Below are 26842 nucleotides of genomic sequence, written 5' to 3'. Positions count from 1 at the left end.
AGCCCATCTCTGCCCCCACCGTCAGCCCCCAGCGGTTTCAGCGTAGGTACGCCGCCACCGCCCGCGGATGACTGAACGATGAGCTGTCGATGACAAAGCTGTCATCCGGCCGCTCTGGCGGGGGAGCGCGGCCATGATCGCCCTCAGGTGCCACGGTGCGCGAAGCCTGTGGCGGGGAGGGTGATGTCAGATGCTTGCCAGCACCAGCAGCCGTCCGAGATTCCAGCTGACTGTGCGGGGACGGGTGACCGCGGTCGCGGCGATCCTCGCGGTCGTCGCCGCGCTGCTGGCACTGAGCCCGGTCGCCACCCCGAAGGCGGCGGCCGCCGCGGCCTGCCCGTCCGGCGGGTGCTCGGTGACCATCGACGCGCGCGACTTCCCGACCGGCGACCCGCTGGCGAAGTTCAGCTACATCATCAATCTCGACAACACCAAGCTGCCGAACGACCCGAAGGCGCTCAACACCGAGAGCAACAGCCCGATCGTCCGGGAGGGCGACGAGACCCGGGCGACCGTCACGCTGCCCGCCGGCCGGTACCTGATCTCGGTCCGTGCCCTCGACCACAAGATGTGGGGCAAGCACATCACCCTGCCCGCCGACGCGGCCGCCGACGGCAGTCTGACCGCGCGGATCGACCTGACCGTGCAGAGCGCTGACCACCCGCTGCCGCTGGGCAAGATCAGGGTGTTCGTGTTCGAGGACAACGCGTGGACCAACGGCGCACCCGACACCGAGGAAGCCGGCCTGAGCGGATTCCAGGTCGGGCTCGAGGAGCAGACGCACAACGCTGTCACGGTCGACTACAACAACCAGCCGCTGTGCGGTGGTCTGTGCCTGACGAACGGCGACGGGTTCAACCAGATCGACGATCTGGGCCCCGCGACGTACTTCATCGACGTCCATCCACCGGACCGTCCGTGCAACAGCGATCCGAGTAGCCGCTGGTACCAGACCACCACCATCGACGGCGGGCTGCAGCTGATGGCGCCGACCGAGGAAGGTGCGGACGGAACGGGTGCGCCGGGTGAGCAACTGTGGGAGCCGCCGAACGCCAGGACCGCGTACTGGTTCGGGTTCGTCTGTGCGCCGACGCCGTTCGCGACCGACGGCAGTGGCGAGATCACCGGTACGGCGCGCAACTGGCAAGGCTGGCCGCCGTTCGACCAGTTGACGCTGGGCGAGCCGGTGGAGAACCCGTTCGTCGCGCTGAGCGACGCCAGCACCGACCGGACCGTGTTCATCGGCCAGGGCGATGCCTCGGGCAACTTCGACATCCAGAACGTGCCGGCCGGCAGCTACAACCTGGCCGTCTGGGACGAGCAGCTGAGTTACATCATGCGGATCGTCCCGGTGACCGTCGGGGCCGGCGAGAGCGTGGTCGTCGGTGATCCCGATCCGGTCCGTCCGGAGGAGCAGGGGCTGGGGGTGTCGCGGTGGTTCGGCTGGCTGGACGGCCATGTCTACAAGGACCTGAACGGCAACCAGGTCAGGGATCCGGGGGAGCCCGGCATCGCCAACACCGACATGGATCAGCGCTGGCGTGACGGTTCGATCAAGGAGGCCACCTTCACCGATTCGACCGGGTACTACCAGTACCCGACCGCCGAGGGTGGCGCGCTCGGCCGCTGGATCGTCAACGAGCAGGGCTTCGCCCGGTTCGGTGTCAGCGGTGCGGCGCAGCACGACGAGTACGACCCGAGCATCGTGACGCCGATCCCGACCGAGCTCGGTGGCGCGCTGCTCACCAACCAGCTGCTGACCGAGGGACATCGCGCGACCGTGGACTGGGGCAAGACCGATTACCCGGCCGGCACGCCGGGCCAGATCGTCGGCATCACGTACTTCTCCACCACGCGCAACGAGTTCGACGCGCGCTTCCAGGCGCACGAGGACTACGAGCCCGCGATCCCGGACGTCACCGTCTACCTGGAGACGCTCGGCACCGACGGCCTGCCGAACACGGCCGACGACGTGATCGTCAACAAGTACGTCACCGACCACTGGGTCCAGCCGAGCGGAACCCCGCCGACGGACCCGGCCGTCTACGGACCGGGCTGCGCGGTGCGGAACGCCGCCGGCGCGGACATCAGCGGTGAGCTGAACGCGACCATCGGACCGAACTGCCTCGAGGTCCCGATCACCGGTGAGCAGACCAAGGACGGCGCCTTCGACGGTGGCTACGCGTTCGCCGACTACTGCCCCAACGGCTACGACCTGACCGCGGACGACGGCACCTGCACCGGCGGAACGCAGCCGGCCGCGCTGGTCGCCGGCACGTACATCACGCACGTCGTGATGCCGACCGACAGCACGGACAGCCGGGCCTGCAACCCGGCCGGCGCCTCCCAGCGCGTCTCGCACGCCAAGGGCTCGCTGCCCGGTGACGGCGAGGGCTGCCTGTACCGTCCGGTCCGCGAGGAGGACGTGAACGTTGATCTAGGCAACAACTTCATCCCGGCCATCCCGCCGCCGCCGTGCACCGGTGACGACCACGTGATCGACCAGGCGACCCTGGTGACCCGGAGCAACTACTTCGGTGTCCCCGGCGCGCATGCACCACTGTGCGACAAGCGCCTCGTGGTGCTGCAGAACAGCCAGAACGCCAACGCCGACTTCAACCTGATGACCAACTTCCGGACCGACCCCAACGGCTCGGACGCGGCCGACGACCGGATCGGTGACGTCGCCGAGCCGGGCCGGCTGGTCGGCCAGGTGTTCAACGACATCTACTTCGAGCGCAACCCGCAGTCGCCGTGGTACGGCGAACCGCGGCCGATCGGCAACATCCCGGTCGGGATCTACGCCCGGGTCGACACCGCCGGCCCCGGTGGCAACGTGAACGCGCCGTACGACGCGAACAACTGGCGGCTGCTCACCACCGTCACCACCAGCCCGGACGGATCGTTCGAGGCGCTGGTGCCGTCGACCGAGACGCTCAACTGCCCGATCCCGCAGGGACCGTGCCCGGGGATGTACCTGGTCAAGGTGGACGACCCCGGCTCGAAGACCGCCCCGAACCCGGGCTACAACCCGAACCTGCTGACAGCGACCACTCCGGCGGAGGCGTGGCCGGGGTTGTCCACCCAGCTCGACCTGCCGCTGGACCCGATCTCCGGCACGGGCTGTGAGGATCCCGCCGTACCGGCGCGGCCCGAGCTGCTCCAGGTCGACACGCCGGTGCGGACCGCCGGCCAGGTGATGACGATCCAGGCCGACTTCATCGGCGCGCAGGGCACCGCAACCGGCGCCACCGGCGTCCGCGCGACCCTGACCGACGAGCGGACCGGAGTTGCCACGACCCTGACCCGGGCCAACGGCGGCATCGTCAGCTGGACCCCGGGCACCACCGGGACGACCGGCGTACCCGATCAGGTCCAGATCCGGATCCCGAGCTTCGGCCTGCTGTTCACACCCGGGCCGAAACAGCTCACGCTGACCACGGCGAACAGCGCCGGCGGTGTGTCGACCGTCAACGGCATCACCGTGCACGTCACCGGGACGTCCGGTGGGATTGCCTACAACCCGAATGTCGTCAATGTCGCCGCCCCGACGCTGACCGGTCATCAGTTGCAGGCCGCCATCGACGCGGCGCCGGCGCGCAGTCTGCTGGTGCTGAGGCCCGGCACCTACAACGAGAACGTGCTGGTGTGGAAGCCGCTGAAGATCCAGGGCGTCGGCCCGGGCGGCATCATCGGCGCGCACGAGTTCCAGGCCCGTGACCCGGAGGACCCGCGGTTCCACGTCCTCGGCTCGGTCGTCGACGGCCGCTACTTCCAGCAGAACGCCACGCTGTACGACGCCACGGTCGCGGCCCATGGCCCGTACGCCGACGCCGCCCACCCGGTCCTGCGGGGCGCCGACATGACCGTGGTCGCGCAGAGCACGACGGCGTACGACCTCACCGGGACGACGACGCAGGTCAACCAGACCGTGTTCAACCGGTCCCGGATCGACGGTGTCGCACTGATGACCGGATCCGGTGAAGGGGCCGGCGGCATCCAGTTGCAGGCCTCGATCAACAACGAGCGGCTGACCAACAATGTGCTCGAGAACAACTCCGGCGTCGTTGCCGGAGGCATCGGGATCGGGCAGCCGTACGACCACGCCAGCCACAACTACACGGTGAAGGTCGCCAACAACCGGGTGCTCGGCAACGGCGGCCTGACCCAGGCCGGTGGCGTCGGCATCTTCTACGGCAGCAACGACTACGAGGTCACGGGCAACATCGTCTGCTCGAACTTCAGCGTCAACTACGGTGCCGGCGTCTCCCACATCGGGCTGAGCCCGGGCGGGAACATCCACGACAACCAGATCTACTACAACGAGTCGGTCGACTCCGGCGCGGGCGTCGCGATCGAGTCCGAGATCCCGGTCGGCGGCGGCGTCCTGGGCGACGGCACAGGAACGGTGTCCCTGGACAAGAACCTGATCCAGAGCAACTACTCGGCCGACGACGGCGGAGCGCTGTTCGTGCTGGACGCGCTGAACGCGGCGGTCAACGTGCGGGACAACATGATCGTCGACAACGGGGCGGCCGACATCGGTGGCGCGATCATGCTCGACGACTCGTCGAACGTCCGGCTGATCAACAACACCGTCGCCAACAACGTGTCGACCGCGTCGTCGGAGAACTCGGCGATCGGCGTACCGCACTCGGCCGGACTCGCTGCCGAGGGCAACGACCCGCTGTGGCAGAACGACGCCCGGTACGTGGCGCAGTACCCGAACGCCGCGACCCGGCCGGACTTCTCCCGGCCGACCGCCCAGTTCAACGACATCTTCTGGAACAACAACGCGTTCACGCTGGACAGCTTCGGCCCCGGCGCGACGCTGGTGGACCAGGGGTTCATCGACTTCGAGGTGCACGGGACGACGAACAACGCCGACACGTTCGTCCCGCGGTACTCCGACCTGACCAACGGGCAGATCCTCGGGCCGGACGGCGTACAGCGCCCGGTCCCGGCGGGGCAGGGCAACATCATCGGTACCGACCCCGGGTTCGTCACCCCGTTCATCCTCGAGTTGACGGTGTCCGGCTCCCGCGCCGATCCGCAGACCGCGGCGGTCACGATCACCGGTGCCGACCCGCCGGTCGGACTGACCGGGGACTACCACCTGCTGGCGGCGAGTCCGCTGGTGGACCGCGGGGTGCGCTGTTCCAACACGGCCTCGCCGGCACCGGCCACCGCGCTCAACCCGTGCTCCGCGGGTGCGGTGCAGGCACCGAGCGGACTGCCGAGCCTGATCGCGGCACTGAACGGGCTGGGCGACTACGACAGCCAGTACCGGCCGCAGCTGCGCACGTTGCGGGTCCGCACGCCGTGGGACCTGGGTGCGGACGAACTGCCCGGCGTCCCGGTGCCGTTGCCATGAGCAAGCACCGGGTGAAGGAGGAGGCAATGGAAGCCAGCCGGTCCGGCGTCGGACGCCGCGACTTCCTGAAGGCGACGGGCCTGGGTGCCCTCGGCACCCTGGCCCTGGGGGAGCTGCTGCGCGGGAGCAGTCCCGCGCTGGCGGCCACGACCACGCTGGGGCTGGCCGCCACGGACGGATACATCACCGTGCCCGGGCGCCGTCCGCTGTACATCTTCGGGTTCATCCCGGTCAGCCCGACGGCGACGGTCGACGCACTGGTCACGCAGTACAAGGGCCACGCGCTGCACACCGCGCCGACGCTGGACTTCAAGCAGAACGACGACGTCCAGCTGATCCTGACCAACCTCGGACTGGTGCAGCGGCCGGACCTGACCGACTCGCACACGGTCCACTGGCACGGGTTCGACGTACCGTCGCCGCTGAACGACGGTGTGCCCGAGGTGTCGGTCGCCGTACCGATCAGCAAGCAGGTGACGTACTTCTACCGCCCGCACCGCGAAGGCACGTACATGTACCACTGCCACTTCGAGGACGTCGAGCACGTGCAGATGGGGATGACCGGCATCGTCTTCGTCCGGCCGATCCAGGACGATACGCCGTACGCCGGGTTCACCAGGTTCGCCTACAACGACGGGGACGGGTCGACCGGGTACCACCGGCACTTCGCGATCCTGCTGAACGAGGTGTGGAGCAACTTCCACGACGGCGACCACGACATCCAGGAGTCGATCGCGACCGACTACGACCCGCAGTGGTTCACGCTGAACGGCCGCTGCTACCCGCAGACCGTGCTGCCGAACGACTCGCCGTCGCTGCCGGCCACCCTGCGGATCGCGACGCCGAACGAGAACTACGACGACGCCGTCGACTACAGCCAGCCGAACTCGGCGCTGGTCCAGGTGAACGGCGGCGAGCGGGTGCTGCTGCGGCTGGCGAACCTCGGCTACCAGCAGCACGCCATGCAACTGCCGGGCATCCCGATGCACGTGATCGGTCAGGACGCGTCGTTGCTGCGGAACGGGACGGTCGACACGTCGTACTGGACCAACACGCTCTACATCGGTCCGGGCGAGGCGCGGGACGTGCTGTTCGACGCGCCGCCGTACAGCGCGCTCAACCCCTCGGGCTCGGACGGTCGCGGCAACTACAACGTCTACTACTTCAAGAACCGGGACTGGCGCCGGCTGTCCAGTCTCGGCGCTCCGGGACCGAGCGGAATGATGACCGAGGTGCGGGTGTACCAGGCCCCGCTGCCCGCTCAGACCGTCGTGAGCCAGACCTATGTCTGAGCAGGAGGGCACGATGAGGACGAACACAGGCAGGCTCCGCGCGGCGGGCGCGGCCGTGCTGCTGGCGGCCGCGGCCCTCCTGCCGGCCGGCACCCACGCCGAGGCGCTGCCGCCGGGCGCGCCGGCGGTCGGCATGGTCTGTACGCCGGGCACGACGGCCGGCAGCATCCATACCTTCAATCTGATCGCCAAGGCCGGGCACATCGACACCCCGGACGGCAACAGCGTGTTCATGTGGAGCTACGCGAACGCCGATGCCCCGGACAGCGGTCACTTCCAGACACCCGGACCCGTGCTGTGCGTCACGCAGGGGCAGACCGTGGTGGTCAACCTGACCAACAACTTGCCTCAGCCAACCTCCATCGTGTTCCCGGGGCAGGACGCCCAGGTGACCGCGACCGGAGGTTCTCCGGGTCTGCTCACCACCGAAGCGGCCGCCACCAACGGCACGGTCTCGTACAGCTTCGTCGCCGGCAGCCCTGGCACCTACCTGTACGAGAGCGGCTCCAACGTCGCGCTGCAACTCGAGATGGGCCTGGCCGGTGCGGTCGTCGTCCGGCCGTCGATCGGTGCCGGCTACGCGTACGACGCCTCGACCCAGTTCGACCCCGGCCGCGAGTACCTGCTGCTGCTCAGCGACATCGACCCCGACCTGCACCACGCGGTCGAGGTCGGCGGCACCTACGACATCAACGCGCTGCGGAACCGGTACTTCGCGATCAACGGCCGCGAGTTCCCCGACACCATCCAGGACAACGGTTCCGGGCTCCTGCCCAACCAGCCGTACGGCGCTCTGGTCCGGCTGCAGCCGAACACCGCGACGAACACGCTGCCGGCACTGATCCGGATGATCAACGTCGGCGCGGTCAACCACCCGTTCCACCCGCACGGCAACCACACCCGGCAGATCGCCCAGGACGGCCGGCTGGTCGCGTCGACCGAGCACTTCGGCGAGACGATCGGTTCGGGCCAGACCGAGGACTACCTGCTCCGCTGGGACGACAGCGACAACTTCGACCCGGTGACCAAGCCGTTCCCGGTCGCGCCACCGAACTACCGCAACGTGTTCTTCAAGGACGGCAACACCTGGTACAGCGGCAGTCCGTACCTCGGCTACAAGGGCACGTTGCCGACCGGAACGGTCTCGCAGAACGTCTGCGGCGAGTGGTACTTCCCGCTGCACAGTCACGCGCTGAACGAGTTCACCAACTTCGACCAGGGCTTCGGCGGCATGGGCACGCTGCTGCGGGTCGACCCGCCGGGCGGCTGCTTCGCCGCACCGACGACGGCCGGCCTGATCGGCGGCACGCTCAAGTCCGGATCGGTCACCGCGCTCGGCGTTGCCGACGGCAACTACTACGCCGTCAACCCGAAGACGACCACGCGGCCGACGGCCACCACGGCCGGCGCGACGACGATCACGGTCGCATCCGCGGCCGGGTTCCCCACGACCGGCAGCTACTACGTCAGGATCGACAGCGAGGTCCTTCAGGTGACCGGCGGCCAGGGTACGACGACCTGGACTGTGTCCCGCGGACAGTTGGGTACCGCGGCGGCGACCCACGCGGCCGGTGCCCCTGTCACGGCCTTGATGACTGACTGGTACGCCGGCTTCGGTGGGGTGCCGGCCGGCAGCCAGAACCTGAAGGTCGCCTACAAGGGCAAGAACTGCGGCGTGATCGCCACGGCGACCTGCCCCGCCGTCACCACCAACCTGCCGGCGCAGACCGTCAAGATCTGCAACTGGACTGTGTCCGGTGCGGCCGGCTGCAGCACGGCGACGTCGGCCGGCTGGGTCACGCTGCCGCCACCACCGGCGCAACCACAGGCAGTCGGCTCGACCGACGTGACCTCGATGTGGACACTGCCCGGCCCGGCGGCCGCCTACATCGGCACCGGCAGCTACAACGGCCAGGTGCGGGTGCTCGTCCACACCCAGCGGTTCACCCCGACGGCACCCACACCGGTGTCGACCTGGGGTGACCTGATGAAGATCGTGTACGACGCGCCATGAGCGGGCACGAGCGAGTGAGGAGATCCGCGATGCGCACATCCTTCCGGGCCCTGCTGGTCCTGGTACTCGCGGCGGCGGGCCTGACCGGTCTCACTGGTTCGGCCGGCGCGGCCATCGTGTCCATCGAGCTGTGCGCCGTCACCGGCACGACCACGCTGCCCGGCGCGGGCGCCGTACCGATCTGGGGGTTCGGTACGCCGACCACGCCCGGCGACTGCAGCACGGCCACAGCATCGTTGCCCGGACCGAAGTTCGAGGTGGCCCAAGGCGATGTGGTGACGTTCGCGGTCAGGAACGCGCTGCCGGCGGGGCACACGCTGTCGTTCGAGATCCCGGGGATCGCGTTCGCCGCCGGACCGACCGACGCCGCGTCCGGGGCCACGGTCAGCCGGACGTTCACCGCGACCATGCCAGGCACCTACCTCTACCAAAGTGGCGGCGGGTCCGGTCGGCAGGAGGCCATGGGGCTGTCCGGTGCGTTGGTGGTCAACTCGGCCACGGCCGGCCAGGCGTACAACGCTCCGACGACGGCGTACGACGTCCAAGCGCTGCTCGTGCTGACGGCGATCGATCCGGCGTTCAACGCAGCCCCGGACACGTTCGACCTCACCACCTATCGGCCGACGTACTGGCTGATCAACGGCACGGTCTATCCCGGCACACCGGCGATCCATGCCACGGCTGGTCAGCGGTTGCTGCTGCGGTACCTGAACGCGGGCTTCGACAACACGTCGATGTCGCTGCTCGGCGTACATCAGCAGGTGGTCGCGCGGGACGCACGACTGCTGAACAACCCCTTCCAGGCAGCGACCGAGACGATCCCGGCGGGCGCGACCGAGGACACGATCGTGACCGTCCCCGGCACCACACCGCCGAGCAGTCTCGGGTTCCCGCTGTACAACCGGCAGTTGCACCTGACCAACGGCGCGCAGACCGGCTTGGGACCGTTGCCTGCGACCGGCGGCGGCATGCTGACCTTCATCCAGCCATGAGGTTGTCCCGCATCCTCGGAATCCTGACCGGCGTCGGCCTGATCGTCGGGCTGACGCTGGCGGTCTGGATCGTCCGGGGAGCGAGCTCGGAGGACCCGAAGCAGAGCGCACCGGCGGAGGTCGCCTGGGGACGTGCGGTGGTGGACGCGACCGGACTGGCGCAGCGCAGCGGCGTTCGGATCACGCAGGTCGCTGTGACCGGTGGCGGGGGCCTGGTGGACCTGCGCTTCCAGGTGCTGGATCCGAACCTGGCCAACGCGCTGCATGACGCGAATACGCCGCCCGCGCTCATCGACGAGCCGAGTGGCCTGGTGGTCCACGACCTGCTGATGAACCACGCCCACAGCGCCGCGTTCAAGGCCGGCGTCACCTATTACCTCGTGTTCGAGAACCCGAACAACTGGATCCACCGTGGTTCCCAGGTCACCGTTCTCCTGGGTACCACGGAGGTCCATCACGTGGTGGTGCGCTAGCTCGACGTCAGCGGAACGGGTTGTCCTTCCGGGCGGCCGTGCTGCGGGAAGCTGAGCGAGAAGCAGGCACCGCCGTCGATCCCCGGCCCGGCCTCGATCGAACCACCTTGGGCGTCGATGGCGGCCCGGGCCATCGGCAGGCCGAGGCCGCTGCCCATCGCCCCGCCCGGTGAGCGCCGGTGCCAGAACCGTTCGAAGACGTGCGGCAGATCCTCGGCGCTGATCCCGGGCCCGGAGTCCGCGACCTCGATCACGCACCGGCTGCCGGTGCGGCGGCAGGACAGCCGGATCACGCCATCGGTGGCGGTGAAGTGCACCGCGTTCTCGATCAGGGCGTCCAGGACCAGTTCGAGCCATTCGGGGTCGGCCAGCACGGTTCCGGTCGGCGGGCAGTCGATGATCCAGCCGCGATCGGCACTGCTGCTCCAGTTCCGGCCGACCCGGTCGAGGAACGCCGACAGGTTCAGCGGCCGGCAACGGACCGCGTCGCCCGCGTCGAGGCGGGCCAGCGCGAGCAGCCGGTTCGACAGCGCCGACATCCGGTCCAGCTGCCGTACGGCGATCCCGAGGTCCTCGCGCTGCTCCGGATCGGAGAAGGCGCCCTCGAGCAGCTCGAGATGGCCGCGGGCGATGGTGACCGGCGTACGGATCGCGTGCGAGGCGTCTCGGAAGAACTCTCGCTCCCGGTCCAGGACGGCTCGCCGCTGGTCGGCCATCCGCTCGACCTCGCGCTGCGCGGCGACCCGTCGGCGGGCGTGCCAGACCATCGCGACGAACAGCAGCGGCATCAACGGAACCTCGGCCAGTTCGGCGCCCTCGATGTCACCGCTGAGGTGGTGGCGGACCATCACCCAGCCGGTGGCGACGGTGACGGCCAGCGCGACCAGCAGGGTGTTGGGGAGCGGCCACACCCGGAAGCCGTAGACCAGCGTCAACGCGAGGAACAGGAAGTGGTACGGGATCGTCTCCTTGCCGGCCGACAACTCCATCGCGATCAGCATCACGACACAGAAGACGGCGAGCGCGATGTCGGCCAGCGCGCGCGGTCCGGTGATCCCACGACCGGCTCGCAGCCACTGGTCGATCCGGGGCCACCGCACCGCGACGGCGTGGCTACGCGTCCTGAAGCTGATAACCGACATTGCGCACCGTCTGGATCACGTCCTTGCGCAGCTTCGCGCGCAACCGGCGGACGTAGACGTCGACGACGTTCGTCTCCGGGTCGAAGTTGTAGCCCCAGACCGCGGACAGCAGCTCGGCCCGGGTGCAGACCGCGTCCGCGTTGTTCATCAGATGCATCAGGAGCAGGAACTCCCGCTGCGACAGCATCTCGCTCTGCCCGCCGTCGACGCTGAGGCGGCGGGTCCGCAGGTCGAGCGTGATCCCGCCCGCCCGGAGCAGGTGATCGGGCGTCGGCGTGGGCCGCGCCGATCTCAGCCGGGACCGGACCCGTGCGGTCAGCTCCCGGATCGCGAACGGCTTGGCGAGGAAGTCGACAGCACCCCGTTCGAGGCAGTCGACCCGCGCCTCGACATCGGCCGCGGCCGACAGCACCAGGATCCGCATGTCCGGACGCTGCCCGAGCACGCCGGACAGCACCGCCTGGCCGTCCACACCCGGCATCCGCAGATCCAGCACCATCAGATCCGGCTCTTCGGTCAGACCCATCCGCAGGCCTTCGGCGCCGTCGGAAGCGGTGATGACCTGGTAACCCTCCGCCTCCAGCGCCCTCCGGACGAACCGGACCAGATCCGGCTCGTCGTCAACCACCAGAATCCTGGCCATCGAACCCCCTCAGGCACAGTCCCCATGCCTGTACGGACACACCCTGTTCCCCCGAGCGTGCCGCTCACCCCGCATTCTCGTCCTCGCTCAACCCCCAGGAAAGCCCTCGGCAAGAGTTTCTGCACCCCTGCCTGCGATCGTCACAGCGGCCGGGCAGCGCCCTACTCACGGTTGCTGCTCGACGAGCGATCGGAGGACCTCGCCGAGAGGGCGGACCATGCCGTGGCGGCGCCGGATGATGTCCGCCACGATCCCGGTCCAACCGGTCTGGTGGCTCGCGCCCAGACCGGCGGCGTTGTCGCCGTGGAAGTACTCGTGGAACATCAGGTTGCTCCTCCAGTTCGGGTCGCGTTGCAGCCTGTCGACGCCGCCGAAGCAGGGACGCCGGCCGTCGAGACCGGTGAGGAAGATCGACACCAGCCGGGCTCGCAGGTCGTCGGCGATGGTGTCGAGGCTCTGGCGGACGCCGGAGCCGGTGGGGTACTCGATCCGCAGGTCGTCGCCGAAGAAGCGGTGGTAGCGGTCCAGCGCCTCGATCACGAGGAAATTCAGCGGGAACCAGACCGGCCCCCGCCAGTTCGAGTTCCCGCCGAACATGTCCGTGGTCGACTCGGCGGGTTCGTAGTCGACGCCGGCGCGGACGCCTTCGACCTCGATCGTGTAGGGGTGGTCGCGGTGGTACGCCGACAGGGACCGCAGGCCGTACGGAGACAGGAACTCGCCGGGGTCGAAGAGCCTTTCGAACAGCCGCAACGACTGCCGGACGCCGACAGCGCCGAGCAGCAGCCGGCGTTGCCCGGGGTCGCCGCGCAGGACACCCGCCTTCACCAGTTCCTCGGCGTCGCGCAGTCCCTCACGATCCAGGAAGTCGGCAAACTGCTTGCGTGGGGCAACGGATTGCTCGAGCTGCTGCTCGTCGATCGTCGCGGCGGCGAGCAGCGGGATGATGCCGACCATGGAGTGCACCCGGACCGGCACGACACCGCCGCCCGGTACGGCGATCCGGTCGTAGAACAGCCCGTCGGACTCGTCCCACAGTCCCTGCGTGGACATCGCCGTACGGATCTCGGCGAAGTGCTCGAGGAACTTGTGCACCAGATCGCGGGCCGGCCGGTACCCGGTCCGGTCCAGGATCGCCGCGATCGTCGTCATCGCCAGCGAATACCCTGCCATCCAGCCGGTGGCGTCGGACTGCTCCAGGACGCCGCCGACCGGCAGATGCGAGCGATCGAGCGGGCCGATGTTGTCGAGGCCGAGGAAACCACCCTCGAACAGGTTCGACCCGTCGGCATCCTCGCGGTTCACCCACCAGGTGAAGTTGACCAGCAGCTTGTCGAAGATGCGGCTGAGGAAGTCGAGATCGCGACCGCCGTCGATGGCGAAGACCTCGAGCGCCGCGAAGGCCTGGACCGGCGGATTGACGTCGCCGAAGTCCCATTCGTACGCCGGAAGCGCGCCGTTCGGGTGCTGGAACCATTCCCGGCAGATCAGCAGGAGCTGGTCCTTCGCGAAGTCCGGGTCCACATGAGCGAGGGCGATGCAGTGGAAGGCGAGATCCCAGGAGGCGAACCACGGGTACTCCCACTTGTCCGGCATCGACATGATGTCGAACGAGTTGAACGTCCGCCAGCGGGAGTTCCGGCCGGTCTTCCGTGACGCCGGTGGTGTCAGTTGGCCGGGATCACCGTCGAGCCATCGCGCCACGTCGTAGTAGTACAACTGCTTGCTCCAGAGCATGCCGGCGAAGGCCTGCCGCATCACCATCGCCTCGTCCGGCGAGGCGGCCGGGGGAGTGAGGCCGGCGTAGAACTCGTCGGCCTCGGCCCGGCGGGTGCGAACGACGTCGTCGAAGTCCTCGGCCAGTGCGGTCGCCGGATCCGGCCCGGTGCCGCTGGGGCGCAGGCGCAATCGCAGCTCGATGGTTGCCTTCGGTGCGACATCGGCGTGGTACCAGGCCGCGGCCTTCGTCCCTCGGCGATCGGGGTTGACGGTGGCGGCGCCGGTCACGACGTGGTCGTTGATTCCGTCTTTGGGGTACGCCGTACGCCCGGGTACGCCGTACAGGAGCTGGGTGTTGGTCTCGTTGTCGCAGAACAAGAACGTGGGCGTGCCTCCGGCCAGCAGTTCGAGCTCACCGAGCGACGGGTGTGATACTCGCACGGACGAGTCGCCCGCAGCTGAGAGCTCGGGTCGTGACGCACCGATGTCCCATGACCAGGTGTTGCGGAACCAGGCGGTCGGCAGGACGTGGAGCGTCGCTGTGTCGGGGCCGGCGTTGGTGACCTGCACGGACATCAGCAGGTCGGTCGGGCTCGCCTTGGCGTAGTGCACCTCGACGATCCAGTACCGGTCGTCGTCGAACACGCCGGTGTCGAGGAGCTCGTACTCGGGGTCGTGCTTGCCGCGTCTCCCGTTCTCCGCCCGCAGATCGTCGTACGGGAAAGCTGCCTGCGGGTAGTGGTAGCGCCAGCGGTTCCAGGCGTGGTTCGGGGTGGCGTCGAGGTACCACCAGTAGTCCTTGACGTCCTCGCCGTGGTTGGCCTCCGCGCCGGTCAGGCCGAACGGCCGTTCCTTGAGGATGGGATCGCGTCCGTTCCACAACGCGAGGCCGAGGCACAGGCGCTGCTCGCGGTCGCTGAACCCGGCCAGCCCGTCCTCGCCCCAGCGGTAGGCCTGGGAGCGGGCGTGGTCGTGCGGAAGGTAGCCCCAGGCCTCGCCGTCGGCGCTGTAGTCCTCGCGAACCGTGCCCCATTGGCGCTCGCTCAGGTACGGACCCCAGAGGTACCAGTCGTCGGACAGCTCCAGCATGATCTCCCCCTCGCATCGACTCCGCGCAGCCTGGGAGGCCGCCGGCATCGGGTTCTACGATCGTTCCACGAGTGACTGTCCGGGGGGATGGCTCGCTGCGATCATCGGCTGCGTCGTGCTGGCCAGGAGAGATGCCCCCGGAGACTCCTCGCGGCAAGGTCGACCTGATTGCTTTCCGGGGGGCACGGTGCGTTCATGGTTGTGCTGTTGCGTTAGGGGGCGTGATGGACGGACCTGCGGGGAGCGCGGACGCGTCGAAGCGGCAGGCGTCGGGGGCGGAGAAGACCGTGCTGCGGATTGCCGAGAGTGTGGCGGTGAACGTCATCTCGGCGGCCGTGTTGTGGCTGATCGCCGTCGGGGGTGGGCTGATCGCCGGGAATGCGGCACTGACGAGAGTGGCGATCGGTGTTGTCGCTGGAGCGGTCGGCATCGCCGCTGCGGCGCTGTTGGTCCGGCACGGGCCCTCGCGGTGGACCCTGCGGGCGGCGGTGAACTGGATCAACCTTTCCACCCTTCTCGGTCTGGCGGTCGCTGTCGTGGGTCGTACGCACATCGTCTCCGCACCGGACCGCCTCTTGATCGCCTACGGCTATCGGAGAGTTTGGCCCGCAGCGGGCACATTCACCGTTGGCAACGTGGTGATCACGAGGCGGACGGGGTCGGACGCCGTTGAGTTGACTCGGCCGGATTCCCTCGAACGTCGCCACGAGGGGCGGTATGCAACGCAGTACGCCTGGCTCGGCGGAGTGTTCGCGATCCCGCTGTACGCCCTGGCAGCGTTCATAGCGTGGCTCCGGACCGGCGATGCGAGCAGGAACATCTTCGAATTGGCGGCCGGCGGCAGAGACCAAGGAGGTTATGTCGAGCATCCTCCGCGGCGTGCATTGCTCACACTCGGCCGGCAGCGGCTGAAGTTCTGGATCATCAGTGGCGTGGCGGTCTCAGCTCTGGTGGGACTGCTGGCCTGGCTCATCTTTCGTTGAACATCAACTCTGGTCGTTCAGCACTCAACGCGGCGATGACGTTCTTGGTCGGTCAGTCGGCTTGGTCGAGGAGGGGCCAGCGGGGGTCGTTGTTGGGCCAGTGGTTGAGGAGGGCGTCTACGGCTAGTTGGTGGGTTGTCGGGTCGAGGATGCCTTGGGTGGTGGCTGCGGCGAGGACCTCTAGGTAGGTGGCGATGGATTCGATCGGGAGCGTCTTGGCGATCGGGGCCACTGAGGTGGCTACGTCGCGCATGTCAATGAGGGTGAAGACGCCGACGACGATCGCGCCTTCTGCTTGGAGCTCATCGGCGAAGGCTTCGAGTGCCTTGCCTGAGGAGACGGCGTCGTCGACGAGGAGGACTCGGCGGCCGGCGACGGATGCTCCGCGGACGCGTGGTTCGTGGTCCTCGTGGCCGACGTAGCCGGGCTTGCGGACGAACGCGAAGGGGAGGTTGCCGGCCAGCGCGACGGCGGTGGCGAGGGGGATGCCGCCGGTTTCGGCGCCGACGATGACGTCCACGTTGAGTCGGTGGGCGAAGGCTGCACCGGGTACGGCGATGTCGTGCAGGAGTCGCGGGTCGCCGTACGCGTTCTCGTTGGACAGCGGGTGCAGAGGGAGCCGGGTCTTCATGTCCCAGTGCGCGATGCCGGGGCGGACCAGGCCGGGCACGGCGGCGAGGCGGTCGACGAGGTGGGTGCGCGGAGCTGGTACGGCGGTGAGCCGAGCAACGTCGGCGTGGTCGGCGAGCTGTGTCCGTTGGGGGTTTGCCAAGGTGAGCTGGTTCGTGTTCATACCCCGACGGTCGCGCCGCATTGTGTTCGTCGCGTCCGTTGTGATCCCTGGTGGTGACCCGGGAGGAGGCACGGGCGTCGGAGCCGCGGCTGGGCAGGGCGGCATAGTCACAATTCGTGCACGTGACAGGTCAATCGCTTGCCAGTTCCGGCGGGGGTCTGGTGACGTTGCTGCCTCGAATCTCAGCACGGCGGTCAGCGCCGACGAGAGGAGGCGGCCGTGTCGGAGAGTGCGGAAGACGCCCTGCAGGAAGCGGGTGCGGCGTTGCGACATGCGGTCGAGGTGTTGCGTCGTCGTCCCGTCGACGACGTGGCGGCCAAGGTTCTGGTCGCGGAGTTTCACGAGCTGCGGACGGTGATGTCGACCGCGGCGCTGCTGATGGAGTCGTTCGGGTTGTCGCGCTTCGCGGATCTGCTGCACGCCGAGGCAGAGGAAGGTTCTGTCAGCGTGCTGGAAGCAGCCGACTCCGATCTGCATACGGCCTTCGATCACCTCAACCAGGCAGCGGCCGGCCTGACGGCCGCCAGGCAGAAGCTCGACACCCTGCGCTGACCACCGCACTCCGAGGCCCGGGAGCCAGCGCTCAGTGGTGATCATCCTTCAGCTCGGTGTACTCGCGGGCCGGAGGAACGGGATCTCCTGGGTGACCGCGCCGTCGAGCGGGATCAGCTCGTGGTGAGTGGCGATCGGGTCGACGGGCAGCGGGTCCCAGGTGCCGGGGTCAGGCCTTGATGGTGGTGTCGCGGGTTTCGATGGCCTTGACGGTGTTGGCGAAGGCGTTGGTCAGGTGGCTCTTGCCGATGGTGCCGAGGACGAGGCCGAGGAAGTGGCCCTTGAGGTTCTTGCCCTGGCGGACGACGACGGCGTCGACGGCGGTCGTGCCATCGGGCTGCGGGGTGAAGGTGTAGGTATGGCCTGAGTTGCCGCCCCACACGTTCGAGTCGGTGGTCGCCATGACGACGCAGTTGGGGTCGGACCAGTCGTAGCGCAGCCGTTCCCAGACGCCGCCGGAGCCCTCGGTGACGTCGGCGTACTGCGGGCCTTGGTCGTGGACCTGGAGGTAGTCGTCGGCGCTGTTGCCGAAGATCTTCGAGCGACCGGGGCCGAAGTCGATAAGCGCGGCCAGGAACTGCTCTGGTGTCGCGGTGGTGATCGCGTGCAGGTGGATGGTGGACATTTTCGTGCTCCTTGGTGGTGGTTGGTGCGTGTTGAGACCCACAGTCGCGTCGCACTCGCGGCGTCGCACCAGTGGCCACCACGGGTGCCACTGCGGGTGCCTCGGGGGCGATGAGGCCCATCGGCGGCGATCGGCCGGCCAGTGTCGGCACCAGGAGGTGGACCAGTGATTTCCCCAGGGGTGACGCGTCAACCACGGACGCACGGTGGTGGTAACCGAAACACCTCCAAGGAATGGAAGAACGATGTTCACCGTAAAGAACCTGATGGCCGCCGCGGCCGGTGCCGCGATCCTGCTGACCGGCGCGACGACCGCGCACGCCGCGGAGTCCGGGCAGACCGCCCAGTCCGAGCAGGTGAAACCGACGATCGTGCTGCTCCACGGCGCATATGCCGATGGTTCGAGTTGGTCCGGAGTGACCAGTCGCCTCCAGCACGACGGCTACAACGTCGTGGCTCCCGCCGTACCCCTGCGGGGGATCGCGTCCGACACGTCGTACCTGAGTGGTGTGCTGGCGACGATCCCGGGGCCGAAGGTGCTCGTCGGGCACTCGTACGGCGGCGCCCTGGTCAGCGAGCTCGCCGACACCTCGGGGGTGAAGTCGCTCGTCTACGTGGCGGCGTTCATCCCGCAGGCCGGCGAGACGCTGGGATCCCTCAACTCGCAGTTCCCCGGCAGTGAGCTGGGGCCGGACGTCACCAACGTGATCAGCTACCCCGGTGGGGTGGACCTGGCGCTGAAGCCGGACAAGGCCGGCCCGATCCTGGCCGCGGACATCCCGGCGAGGGAGGGTGCTGTGTTCCTGGCGGCGCAGCGGCCGGTCGCGGCGGCGGCGTTCAGCGAGCCGGTGGAGAAGACCGCTCCGGCGGCGCTGCCGAAGTACGCCGTGATCCCGACCGGTGACCACGCCATCGCCCCGGCCGCCGAGCGGTTCATGGCCACCCGGGCGGGCGCCACGAAGGTCGAGATCGCCGGTGCGTCGCACCTGGTCGCGGTGTCCCAGCCGTCGGCCGTCACCCAGGTGATCGAGCGAGCCGCCCGTTGATCGCATCCATCACCAGAGCCGGCCGGAGCCCCACGCTCCGGCCGGCTTCCGTCCGTCAGGTCAGGTGGAAACCTCTGGGCTGTCAGGCCGAACGGGTCAGCGCGGCGCGGAGCTGCCGGCGGGACGTGATGCCGAGCTTGGAGAACGTCTTGCGCAGATGCCACTCCACCGTCCGGGGACTGATGTACAGCTGAGCCGCGATCTCGGAGTTGGTCTGGCCGTCGCGGGCCATCCCGGCGATCTGCGCCTCTTGTGCCGTGAGGTCGTTGAGCGTTTCCGGCCGGCGCTTCCGGACCGTCTCCCCGGTGGCGAGCAGTTCGTGACGGGCGCGTTCAGTGAAGGCCGCGAGCCCCATGTCCTCAAACTCGTCGTGGGCCGTCCGAAGGTGTTCGCGGGCATCGACACGACGTCCCTCGCGTCGCAGCCATTCGCCGTACAACAGGTGTGCGCGCGCCTGTTCGACGCGCAGGCTGGTCCGGGCGAGATGCTCGATGGACCGGAGGTAGGCGTCTTCGTCGTCGCCGAGCAACGCCCGGACTCGAGCTTCGATGCCGCGTCCCCATTCCGTCGGGGTGGCTTTGGTGCGTTCGGTGAGCCAGGCGAGTGTGCTCTCGACGAGTTTGGTGTCGCCGGTCCGCGAGGCCGCCTCGGCCAGTTCGCCGACGACGAGTGCGCCGTACCCGAGGACGTCCTGGTCAAAGACCTGCGATGCCGCGTCGCGGGCGGCCTCGTAGCGTCCGAGTCCGTTCTGCAGTACGGCGTTCGCGTACGTCGCGAAGACGGCCATCCGGCCCTGCTCGTGCTCGGTCGCCTCGGCGGTGGCGGCGCGGATCAGTTCGGTCGCGGTTGTCTCGTCGCCACGGAGCGCTTCGAGGAGCAGACCGCCGTACCTGACCCGCGGGTTGCCCGTCGCCGCCGCGATCTGGCGGTCCTCCTCGACCAGCCCGGTCACCGCGTCCAGCTCTCCGGTGAGGCATTGGAGGTTGGCCCGGAAGTTCAGTGCGAACTGCAGTTGCACCAGCGCTCCGGTCGCGCGAGCCATCCGCTCCTGGCGTACGGCGAGTTCGAGAGCGGTCTCGAGATCCCAGAGCTCGATGGCGATGATGCCGCCGGCCCGGTTCCCGGCGAGCCAGAGCCAGCTGCCGACGTCATCGGCTCCGATCTCGGTGTCACGGGCTTGGGCGAGCGCTGTGGCCAACTGCGGTGCGGCAGCGGCGTACCCGCGGGTGAAGCGGAGGGCGAGTGCCTGGAGCAGTACGTCGGCCGGTGGGACCGAGGCAGCCGGGGGAGGGGCTTCGGACGCTGCGTAGGCGAGAATGCCGGGAGCATCGGGACCGCTGGCCCAGATGGCGGCCGACATGGCCTCCAGATAGGTCACCCGTGCCTTGGCCTGGTCGTGCGGATCGAGCAGCTTGGCGGCCTTGAGCAGGGTGCGAGCTGCGTAGCGCGTGCGTCCTTGGTCGAACGCGATCTGACCGCGCAGTTGCTCGACCTTTGCGGCCCGCAGTGCGTCCGGCGGACCGGCGGTCACTCCGCTGAGCAGGTTCAGCGCTGCGTCGAGGGCACCGGATCCACGCTTGGCCACGGCTGCGGCGAGTGTGCGCTCGGCCCGGACGTCCGGGTCGGGGGTCAGCTCGGCCGAGCGCTCGAGGAAGTCGGCCGCCGCGACCAGCCCGCCGCAGCCTTGGGCGCGTCGGGCTGAGGTTTCGAGCTCTGCGGCGACCTCCTCGTCCGGCAACGTGGTCGCCTGGGCGCGGTGCCAGGCGCGGCGGTCCGGCGAGGTGGCCGGATCGGTCACGTCTGCCAAGGCCCGGTGGACTGCTTGCCGGTCCTTGGGCGAGGCCATCCGATAGGTGGCCGACCGCACCAGGGGATGCCGGAACCGGATGTGCTGGCCGAACGTGATCAGCCCTGACTCGATCGCACTGGCGGCCGGATCCGCGCCGAGTCCCAGCTGCTCCGCGGCACGCCAGAGCAGCGTCGCGTCACCCAATGGTTCCGCCGCGGCGGTCAGGAGCAGCAGACGTGTGTCGGACGGGAGTCCTTCGAGACGTCGTACGAATTCCGCCTCGATGCGGCTGGACAGCGTCTCTTCGGCGTCACCATCGGCGAGCTCGGTCACGCTCCACGCCCGTGGCAGTTCGAGGAGCGCCAGCGGGTTGCCGCGGGTCTCGGCCACGATGCGGTCCCGGACGCGCGGGTCGATCGGTCCGGGCAGCACCGAGTCCAGCAGCACTCGGGCATCGGTGTCGTCGAGACCACGGACCTCGAGCTCGCGCAGTCCCTCGAACTCGTGGTCCTCGCCGTGCCGTACGGCGAAGATCATGACCACCGACTCGGCCGCCAGGCGCCGGGCGACGAAGGCAAGCACCTGAGCGGACACCCGGTCGAGCCACTGGGCGTCGTCGACGATGCACAGGACCGGATGGTGCCCGGCGCCCTCGGACAGCAGGTTGAGGACGGCCAGTCCGACCAGGAACCGGTCCGGGGCCGGTCCGGTCTGCAGGCCGAACGCCGTACCGAGAGCGTCGTGCTGGGGAGGCGGCAGGCGGTCGATCCGGTCGAGGAACGGGTGGCACAGCTGATGGAGTCCGGCGTAGGCGAGCTCCATCTCGGACTCGATCCCGACGACCTTGGTGACCTGGCACGCCTCAGCGCGTGCCGCCAGCGAGTCCAGCAGGGCCGACTTGCCGACTCCGGCCTCACCACACAGCACGAGGACATCACTCCGGCCCGTCCGTGCGGCGCTGAGCAGCCCGTCCAGTACGGCGTTCTCCTGCCGCCGACCGCGCAGTTCACGCTCCGCCATGCCCACCCCTGCCGTCTCCCGGGGAGCCCCGCCGCCCACCAGCCCGGCTCTGATCGGCAGGCGTCACACGAGCCTCAGGCTGCACCCAGAACCGATCCCGCGCAACCGAGCTCGGCTCTCTATCTGACCGGCGCGGCCCTGCGCAGGTTGTGGGTGCGCAGGGCCGCCGTGGTCAGCTGCCGGGTGTCAGAGGCCGGTGCACTGGCCGGACTTCGGGCCGGATGCGGAGTTGGGTTCGCCTTCGTTGGTCGGCGCGGGGGAGTTGCCCGTACAGGACAGCGGTCCGCTGATGTGGTTGCCAGAGATGATCGTGGAGCCGGTGTTGTTCTGTACGGCGAGTGGCCCGGCGATCGTGGCGCCGTCGATCGTCACTTGACCCACTGAACCGGTGACCCTCACCAGACCCTTGACCGTCGAGGGCGCGCACTCGCCGTTGTTGTTGCCGAGCCAGACCCGGGTTGCACCGGTCACGTTCACCGGCCCGGACACGGTGGTGCCGCACAGCAGGACGTTGCCCGCGCCGGACGCCGTCACCGGACCCTGGATGTCAGACCCTGATGCGTACAGTCCGGCACCCGCAGCCACGGTGACAGGGCCCGAGACGGTGGCGCCGTCGAAGCACGCGACGCCCGAGGACACGGTCAACGGGCCCTGGTGCGTCCCGGAGAGCATCGTCGTACAGGACGGGACGCCGGTCGCGACGAACGGCACGACCCAGGTCTGGTCCTGACGGCTGTAGGTGACAGTGCCGTGATACGTCCCGTCCGCCGGGTAGGTGTGGCTTCCACTGACGGTCATCAGGCTTCTGCCCTGACGTTGGCTCGCCACGTAGTCGCGTGCTGCGATACCGGCTGCCTCCACTGGGGATCCGTCGCCCCAATCGATCGTGGCGGTGAACTGACCCGGTGGAATCGAGCCGGCGGCCAGACGTCCCAGCGGTGCGTTGTTCACGGTCCGGTCCACACCGAAGCGGGTGACCGTGCCCATCGCCTCCGGACTCCAGGTGACTTGAGCGATGGAGCCGTAGTTCACGTTCGCGAACGCCCACCGAGGTCCGGCGACGCTGAGCCGCTGGCGGTACGCGTCGTAGTCCTGGGTGAGCACCTTGGGCGACCAGGCCTTCTCCAGGATGCCGGCCAGCCGCGGGAAGACCATGTACTCGTTGGTGGCCAGCCCGCGCATCTGCTCACCCCAGATGGGCGCCTCGATGCCGATGATGTCCTCCGCCTTCGGACCGCCGTACGCCGGTTGCGCCCAGACGGACCGGTACTTCTCGTACACCCACTCCGGGTCCCACGAGTAGGCCTTGTCCAGTTCGGTGCGGGGCGTGCGGCCGGGCGAACCGTCGTACCCGAAGTCGAGGTAGGCGTTCCACTCCGGGGTGGTGATGACGTCGCGGCCCTGGTTGAACCACTCGGGCTTGATGAGCGGCGGACCGCCGCCGGTGTAGTCGGACCAGTAGTGGTTGATGGACGTCGAACCCGGTGCGTAGCCCTCGAGTGCGGGGTTCCAGCCCATCATGCGCTTGCCGGTGGCGTCGACGATGGCCTCCATCTGCCCGATCCACCACTTGTAGTCCTCGTGCGGCATCCCGATGGCCTCGTCGCCGCCGATGTGGATGATCGGCCCGGGTGAGATCGCGGCGAGCTGCGCGATCGCGTCCCGCCAGAACGCCAGCGCTCGTTCACTGGCTGGGTCGTTCGGGTTGGTGCAGAACCGGTCGGTCTGGGTCTGGCCCTGGCACCCCATGACCGCGACACCGCCCAGGGATCTGACTGCCGCGGTGGCGTGGGCCGGGCCTTCCAGTTCCGGGACGATCTCGACGAACCGGTCGGCGGCGTACTTGACCAGGCCCTTGAAGTCCTCTTGCGTGTAGAAGCCCGCGATACAGCCCGATCCGTTGCAACCGGTGCCGTCCAGCGCCGGGTAGCCCTTGATCTCCAGGCGCCAGGACTGGGAGTCGCTCAGGTGCAGATGCAGCTGGTCGCCCTTCAACGCTGCCAGCTGGTCGATCATGGATCGGATCTCGGCCACGGTCATGAAGTTGCGGGCAGGGTCGAGCTGAAGACCGCGATGTTCGTAGCGCGGGTAGTCGAGGACCGTGATCGGCTGTACCGTCCACGGCCCCACGCCGGTGGCCGGCGAGTTGATTGCCGCTGGCAACAGCTGCCGAAGGCTCACGAAGCCGTTGAACAGGCCGTGCGCCTGCGGGGCGGCGATCGTCACGCCGGCACTCGACACCGTGAGGGAGTAGCCCTCGGCCGTCTTGTCCGCCGGGAGGCCGGACACCGGCTCGAGGCTCAGCGCGATGTCGGAGGCCGTCGCGGAACCTGTCACCACGGGGAGCACGAATCCGGTGGCCGGCCGCAGGTAGCCGGCGAGCACCTCGGCCGTGGCGGCGAGGGCACTGCTGGACACGACGATGCGGGACGTGTCCGTGAGCTCCCACGGCTGGCCGGTGCCGGGCGTCTGCTTCACCGGGACGGGAATGATCTGCCCGACGACCGGCGGCGGCTTGGGACCGGACCAGATCTCGAACTCGTTGATCGTGTACCCGATCGTGGACGTCGTGGCCAGGGCTTGCATCCGGACACACGAGATCGGGTCCTTGCGATCGATCACCTGGGAATCCTTGTCGCTCGGATTCACCACGTGCGTGACGGTCGACCAGGTCTGGCAGTCCGCGTCGGTGGAGACCTGCAGGTCGTACTCGGTCGGCTTGGCCGGGGAAGTCCAGCGGCTGAACACCTCGTAGACCGGGGCGGGTGTGGCCAGCTTGACCTGGAACCAGTCCTGGGTCGGGTCGTAGCCGTTGCCGACCGACGCGTAGTTCGAGGTCCATCCGTTGTGCACGAACACGTCGACCGCGTTGGCGGGCGCGTACGTCGCCGCGGGTGCGGTCATCCGTTGGGACTTGGCGGAGGCGACCGCGCCCGGCAGGAGGGCGAGGTTGATGCTCTCGGAGTCAGCGGCGGCCGTTGGTGGTGTGTCGGCGGAAGCCGGTCCGACTGACAGGGGAACCAGAGTTGCAGCCACAAGCGCACCAATTGCGAGAGCGGGTACGGCACGAGGCTTGGACAAGAAGGAGAATCTCACGTCACTCCTTACCGTGCAGGGCGGTGTCACGCGGTCTGGAAGGCGACCGTACCGGCGATTTTCCGCCCCACTCACCAGCCGTGCAACAACACCCAGCGCGCCCCCGAAGCCGTTAATTGTTTGACGCCGCCGGACGTGTGCTGATCTGCTGTGGGGACAGTGCGCCGGACACGCCGGCGCGGGCCGGAAGGAGGGAAGCCGATGACCATCTCGTCCTGTTTGCTTTTCTCTGAAAGGTTCCTGGTTTGGCATTCGCGCGTTCGTTCAGCTGTGAGCATTGCGGCGTAGAGGTTTCTCTCGACGCCCCTGGTACCACCCATCGCAACCACTGCCCGAGTTGTCTGTGGTCACGTCATCTCGATCGCAACGTTCCGGGCGATCGCAAGGCCGATTGCAGCGGCGGTATGGAACCCATCGCGGTCACCGTCCGCGGCGAGGGGCGCTGGGTCCTCATCCATCGGTGCACCAACTGTGGCCGCCTTCGTCTCAACAAGACCGCGGGTGACGACAACGTGCTGTTGCTGATGCGGCTGGCGGCGCTGCCGCTGACCATGCCGTTCATCCCGTTCGCGGCCGAGCCCGAGGCCGCGGGCAACGGCATCGGCAATGGCAACGGCACCAGCAACGGCAACGGTGGGCATCCCGTCGTCCGCAAGCCGAGGGCGCGCAAGAGCAAAGCCTGAGTGGCGCCCCCGCGCGGTCCCCCCTCGGCGTGTCAGTGGAAGGCGGGGGGACCGCCGTGGAGGGCTCGGTGGGTGGCGTCGGCGTCGCCGAAGAAGTTCGGCAGTTGGTCGCCGGCATTGTCGTAGTAGCGGTGGAAGACCGGGGTCTGCGAGCTGGACATCGGTGGCACGATCCAGGTCCAGTCGGCAGGGCATTGGCGACCCGCTCGCTCCTCCCGCTCCAGATGGATGAGGAATCTGCGGGACTCGGTGTGGTGGTCGGTGATGGTCACGCCGTTCGCGCGGAACGAGTGCAGGACCGCGCGGTTGATCTCGACCAACGCCCGGTCCCGCCACAGGGTGGCGTCGTCCGAGGTGTCGAGGCCCATCCGTTCCGCAACCTGCGGGACCAGGGCGTAGCGGTCGCTGTCGCCGAAGTTGCGGGCCCCGATCTCCGTACCCATGTACCACCCGTTGAAGGGTGCGGCCGGGTACGAGACACCACCGATCACCAGTCGGTTGTTGCTGATCACCGGCACCGCGTGCCACCGCATGCCCAGGTCGGCGAACCACGCGAGCTCAGGGTGCTCGAGCGGGACCTCGTGAACCGCCTGGTCGGGGAGCTGGAACATCCGAGGTCCCTCGTCGACGGTTTCGACGACGAGCGGGAGTACGTCGAAGGCTCCCGGAACGTCGGGTGGACGCCACCCGCGCCGGACGAGCTCGCTGGTGAAAGCCCGGTAGCGGGGATCCCCGAGGACACGGCCGTCCGGCTGCTCGTACCCGGCGTACCGGATGAGTTGCTCGTTCCAGATCCGGGGCGCGGGCCTGGCTGGGGTCTCGGGAGCGAACACGCTGATCATCGGCCGGATCTTGCCGTCGTTGTGAGCCATGCGCAGGTGGTCGAAGCAGTGCGCGGCGACCCGGCCGGCGTCGGAGACAGTCCTCAGGTCGCGCACCTGCAGGCTGCGCCAGTACAGCCGGCCGATGCACCGGGCGTTGTTGCGCCAGGCGACGCGGGCACCGAAGGCCAGCTCCTCGGCGGTGTGCCAGTAGGTCCCGGTCATGTCGATCTCGCGCATCACCGCGGCGATCCGCGGCCCCATCCACCCGGCCTGGGGATTCTCGGCATGAAAGAGCTCGAGGAACTCCTTGGCCGCGGCCCGAACCGTCTCGATGTCCGGGCTGTCAGGGCTGTCGGGACTTGGCCGGGGATCGGGCCGGCTCACGGGGTGGGCGGGCCTCGCCCGGATTCTCCCGGGACCTGGCGACGCCCGCCGGCCGGCCCGTGGAGCCTTGCCCCACGACCTGTCGCCGACCTGGAGCAGCTGTTCTCCGGCGTGGGCCGCGACGAGCTGGTGGGAGCAGATCCGAATGGCCAGGAACAGGATGGCCAAGCTCAGTACGACGACGGCCGGGCGGCCGGTCGGCGCGGTCCAGCCAATTTCGACCGCCCCGACGGTGGCACCGGGCACGGCCAGTGCGGCGACCGCGAGGGGGAGAATCACTAGTCGGCGATGCTCTGTCGCCGGTTGGTGG

17 protein-coding genes are annotated in these 26842 nt (G+C 68.7%); 9 read left to right on the top strand and 8 right to left on the bottom strand.

The genetic code is table 11. The features are described 5' to 3' along the window. The first annotated feature begins 190 nt into the window (after nucleotides 1-190). Genes ACZ6O0_RS16020 through ACZ6O0_RS16000 form a run of 5 tightly spaced genes read left to right on the top strand, consistent with a single transcriptional unit; the run spans nucleotide 191 to nucleotide 10145 of the window. Nucleotides 191-5374: a hypothetical protein gene (locus ACZ6O0_RS16020; RefSeq protein ID WP_465765671.1), complete on the top strand. Its 5184-nt coding sequence runs from the start codon at nucleotides 191-193 to the stop codon at nucleotides 5372-5374. A 26-nt stretch (nucleotides 5375-5400) separates the two neighbouring features. Beyond that, entirely contained in the window at nucleotides 5401-6666 is a 1266-nt protein-coding gene (locus ACZ6O0_RS16015; protein WP_465765670.1) for a multicopper oxidase domain-containing protein, read from the top strand. 13 nt (nucleotides 6667-6679) lie between these two features. Then, nucleotides 6680-8680 (top strand): multicopper oxidase domain-containing protein, encoded by a 2001-nt coding sequence (locus tag ACZ6O0_RS16010; RefSeq protein WP_465765669.1) that lies wholly within the window; start codon nucleotides 6680-6682, stop codon nucleotides 8678-8680. A 29-nt stretch (nucleotides 8681-8709) separates the two neighbouring features. Beyond that, nucleotides 8710-9672, top strand: a complete 963-nt coding sequence (locus tag ACZ6O0_RS16005) for a multicopper oxidase domain-containing protein (protein WP_465765668.1) — start codon at nucleotides 8710-8712, stop codon at nucleotides 9670-9672. Next, the gene (locus tag ACZ6O0_RS16000) at nucleotides 9669-10145 is read left to right on the top strand and encodes a hypothetical protein (RefSeq protein WP_465765667.1); all 477 of its coding nucleotides are present in this window, start codon (nucleotides 9669-9671) and stop codon (nucleotides 10143-10145) included. The genes ACZ6O0_RS16005 and ACZ6O0_RS16000 overlap by 4 nt, the downstream gene beginning before the upstream one ends. Here ACZ6O0_RS16000 and ACZ6O0_RS15995 read toward each other — a convergent pair. The 3 genes from ACZ6O0_RS15995 to ACZ6O0_RS15985 form a co-directional block, all read right to left on the bottom strand. Further along, nucleotides 10142-11245 carry a sensor histidine kinase gene (locus ACZ6O0_RS15995; RefSeq protein WP_465765666.1) on the bottom strand — a complete coding sequence of 368 codons (1104 nt, stop codon included), beginning with the start codon at nucleotides 11243-11245 and terminating at the stop codon, nucleotides 10142-10144. The genes ACZ6O0_RS16000 and ACZ6O0_RS15995 overlap by 4 nt on opposite strands. Before the next feature lie 13 nt (nucleotides 11246-11258). Beyond that, nucleotides 11259-11930, bottom strand: coding sequence for a response regulator transcription factor (locus ACZ6O0_RS15990; protein ID WP_465765665.1), 672 nt, complete (start codon nucleotides 11928-11930; stop codon nucleotides 11259-11261). Between the two features lie 165 nt (nucleotides 11931-12095). Beyond that, nucleotides 12096-14738 (bottom strand): MGH1-like glycoside hydrolase domain-containing protein, encoded by a 2643-nt coding sequence (locus ACZ6O0_RS15985; RefSeq protein ID WP_465765664.1) that lies wholly within the window; start codon nucleotides 14736-14738, stop codon nucleotides 12096-12098. Between the two features lie 224 nt (nucleotides 14739-14962). Here ACZ6O0_RS15985 and ACZ6O0_RS15980 point away from each other — a divergent pair, with 224 nt between their 5' ends. Beyond that, nucleotides 14963-15721 carry a hypothetical protein gene (locus ACZ6O0_RS15980; protein WP_465765663.1) on the top strand — a complete coding sequence of 253 codons (759 nt, stop codon included), beginning with the start codon at nucleotides 14963-14965 and terminating at the stop codon, nucleotides 15719-15721. Nucleotides 15722-15773: 52 nt separating this feature from the next. Here the strand turns inward: ACZ6O0_RS15980 and ACZ6O0_RS15975 are convergent, their stop codons facing one another. Further along, nucleotides 15774-16514, bottom strand: coding sequence for an orotate phosphoribosyltransferase (locus tag ACZ6O0_RS15975; protein ID WP_465765662.1), 741 nt, complete (start codon nucleotides 16512-16514; stop codon nucleotides 15774-15776). 219 nt (nucleotides 16515-16733) lie between these two features. On the opposite strand from ACZ6O0_RS15975, the gene ACZ6O0_RS15970 reads away from it, so the two are divergent. Further along, a complete protein-coding gene (locus ACZ6O0_RS15970) occupies nucleotides 16734-17066 on the top strand; it encodes a hypothetical protein (protein WP_465765661.1) in 333 nt (110 codons plus the stop codon). A gap of 169 nt (nucleotides 17067-17235) precedes the next feature. Here the strand turns inward: ACZ6O0_RS15970 and ACZ6O0_RS15965 are convergent, their stop codons facing one another. Next, nucleotides 17236-17691, bottom strand: a complete 456-nt coding sequence (locus ACZ6O0_RS15965) for a hypothetical protein (protein ID WP_465765660.1) — start codon at nucleotides 17689-17691, stop codon at nucleotides 17236-17238. Between the two features lie 244 nt (nucleotides 17692-17935). On the opposite strand from ACZ6O0_RS15965, the gene ACZ6O0_RS15960 reads away from it, so the two are divergent. Then, nucleotides 17936-18736: an alpha/beta fold hydrolase gene (locus tag ACZ6O0_RS15960; protein ID WP_465765659.1), complete on the top strand. Its 801-nt coding sequence runs from the start codon at nucleotides 17936-17938 to the stop codon at nucleotides 18734-18736. An 82-nt stretch (nucleotides 18737-18818) separates the two neighbouring features. Here ACZ6O0_RS15960 and ACZ6O0_RS15955 read toward each other — a convergent pair whose 3' ends face one another. After that, nucleotides 18819-21545 (bottom strand): ATP-binding protein, encoded by a 2727-nt coding sequence (locus ACZ6O0_RS15955; protein ID WP_465765658.1) that lies wholly within the window; start codon nucleotides 21543-21545, stop codon nucleotides 18819-18821. Between the two features lie 186 nt (nucleotides 21546-21731). Beyond that, nucleotides 21732-24449 carry a family 20 glycosylhydrolase gene (locus ACZ6O0_RS15950; RefSeq protein WP_465765657.1) on the bottom strand — a complete coding sequence of 906 codons (2718 nt, stop codon included), beginning with the start codon at nucleotides 24447-24449 and terminating at the stop codon, nucleotides 21732-21734. Nucleotides 24450-24886: 437 nt separating this feature from the next. Here ACZ6O0_RS15950 and ACZ6O0_RS15945 point away from each other — a divergent pair, with 437 nt between their 5' ends. Further along, the gene (locus ACZ6O0_RS15945) at nucleotides 24887-25324 is read left to right on the top strand and encodes an RNHCP domain-containing protein (RefSeq protein WP_465765656.1); all 438 of its coding nucleotides are present in this window, start codon (nucleotides 24887-24889) and stop codon (nucleotides 25322-25324) included. Nucleotides 25325-25356: 32 nt separating this feature from the next. Here ACZ6O0_RS15945 and ACZ6O0_RS15940 read toward each other — a convergent pair whose 3' ends face one another. Next, nucleotides 25357-26811 (bottom strand): nitric oxide synthase oxygenase, encoded by a 1455-nt coding sequence (locus ACZ6O0_RS15940; protein WP_465765655.1) that lies wholly within the window; start codon nucleotides 26809-26811, stop codon nucleotides 25357-25359. Between the last annotated feature and the right edge of the window lie 31 nt (nucleotides 26812-26842).

This window comes from Kribbella sp. NPDC048837 (assembly GCF_055586945.1).
Note: the sequence above shows the minus strand (reverse complement) of the source record. Positions and strands in the feature narration are given on the sequence as shown.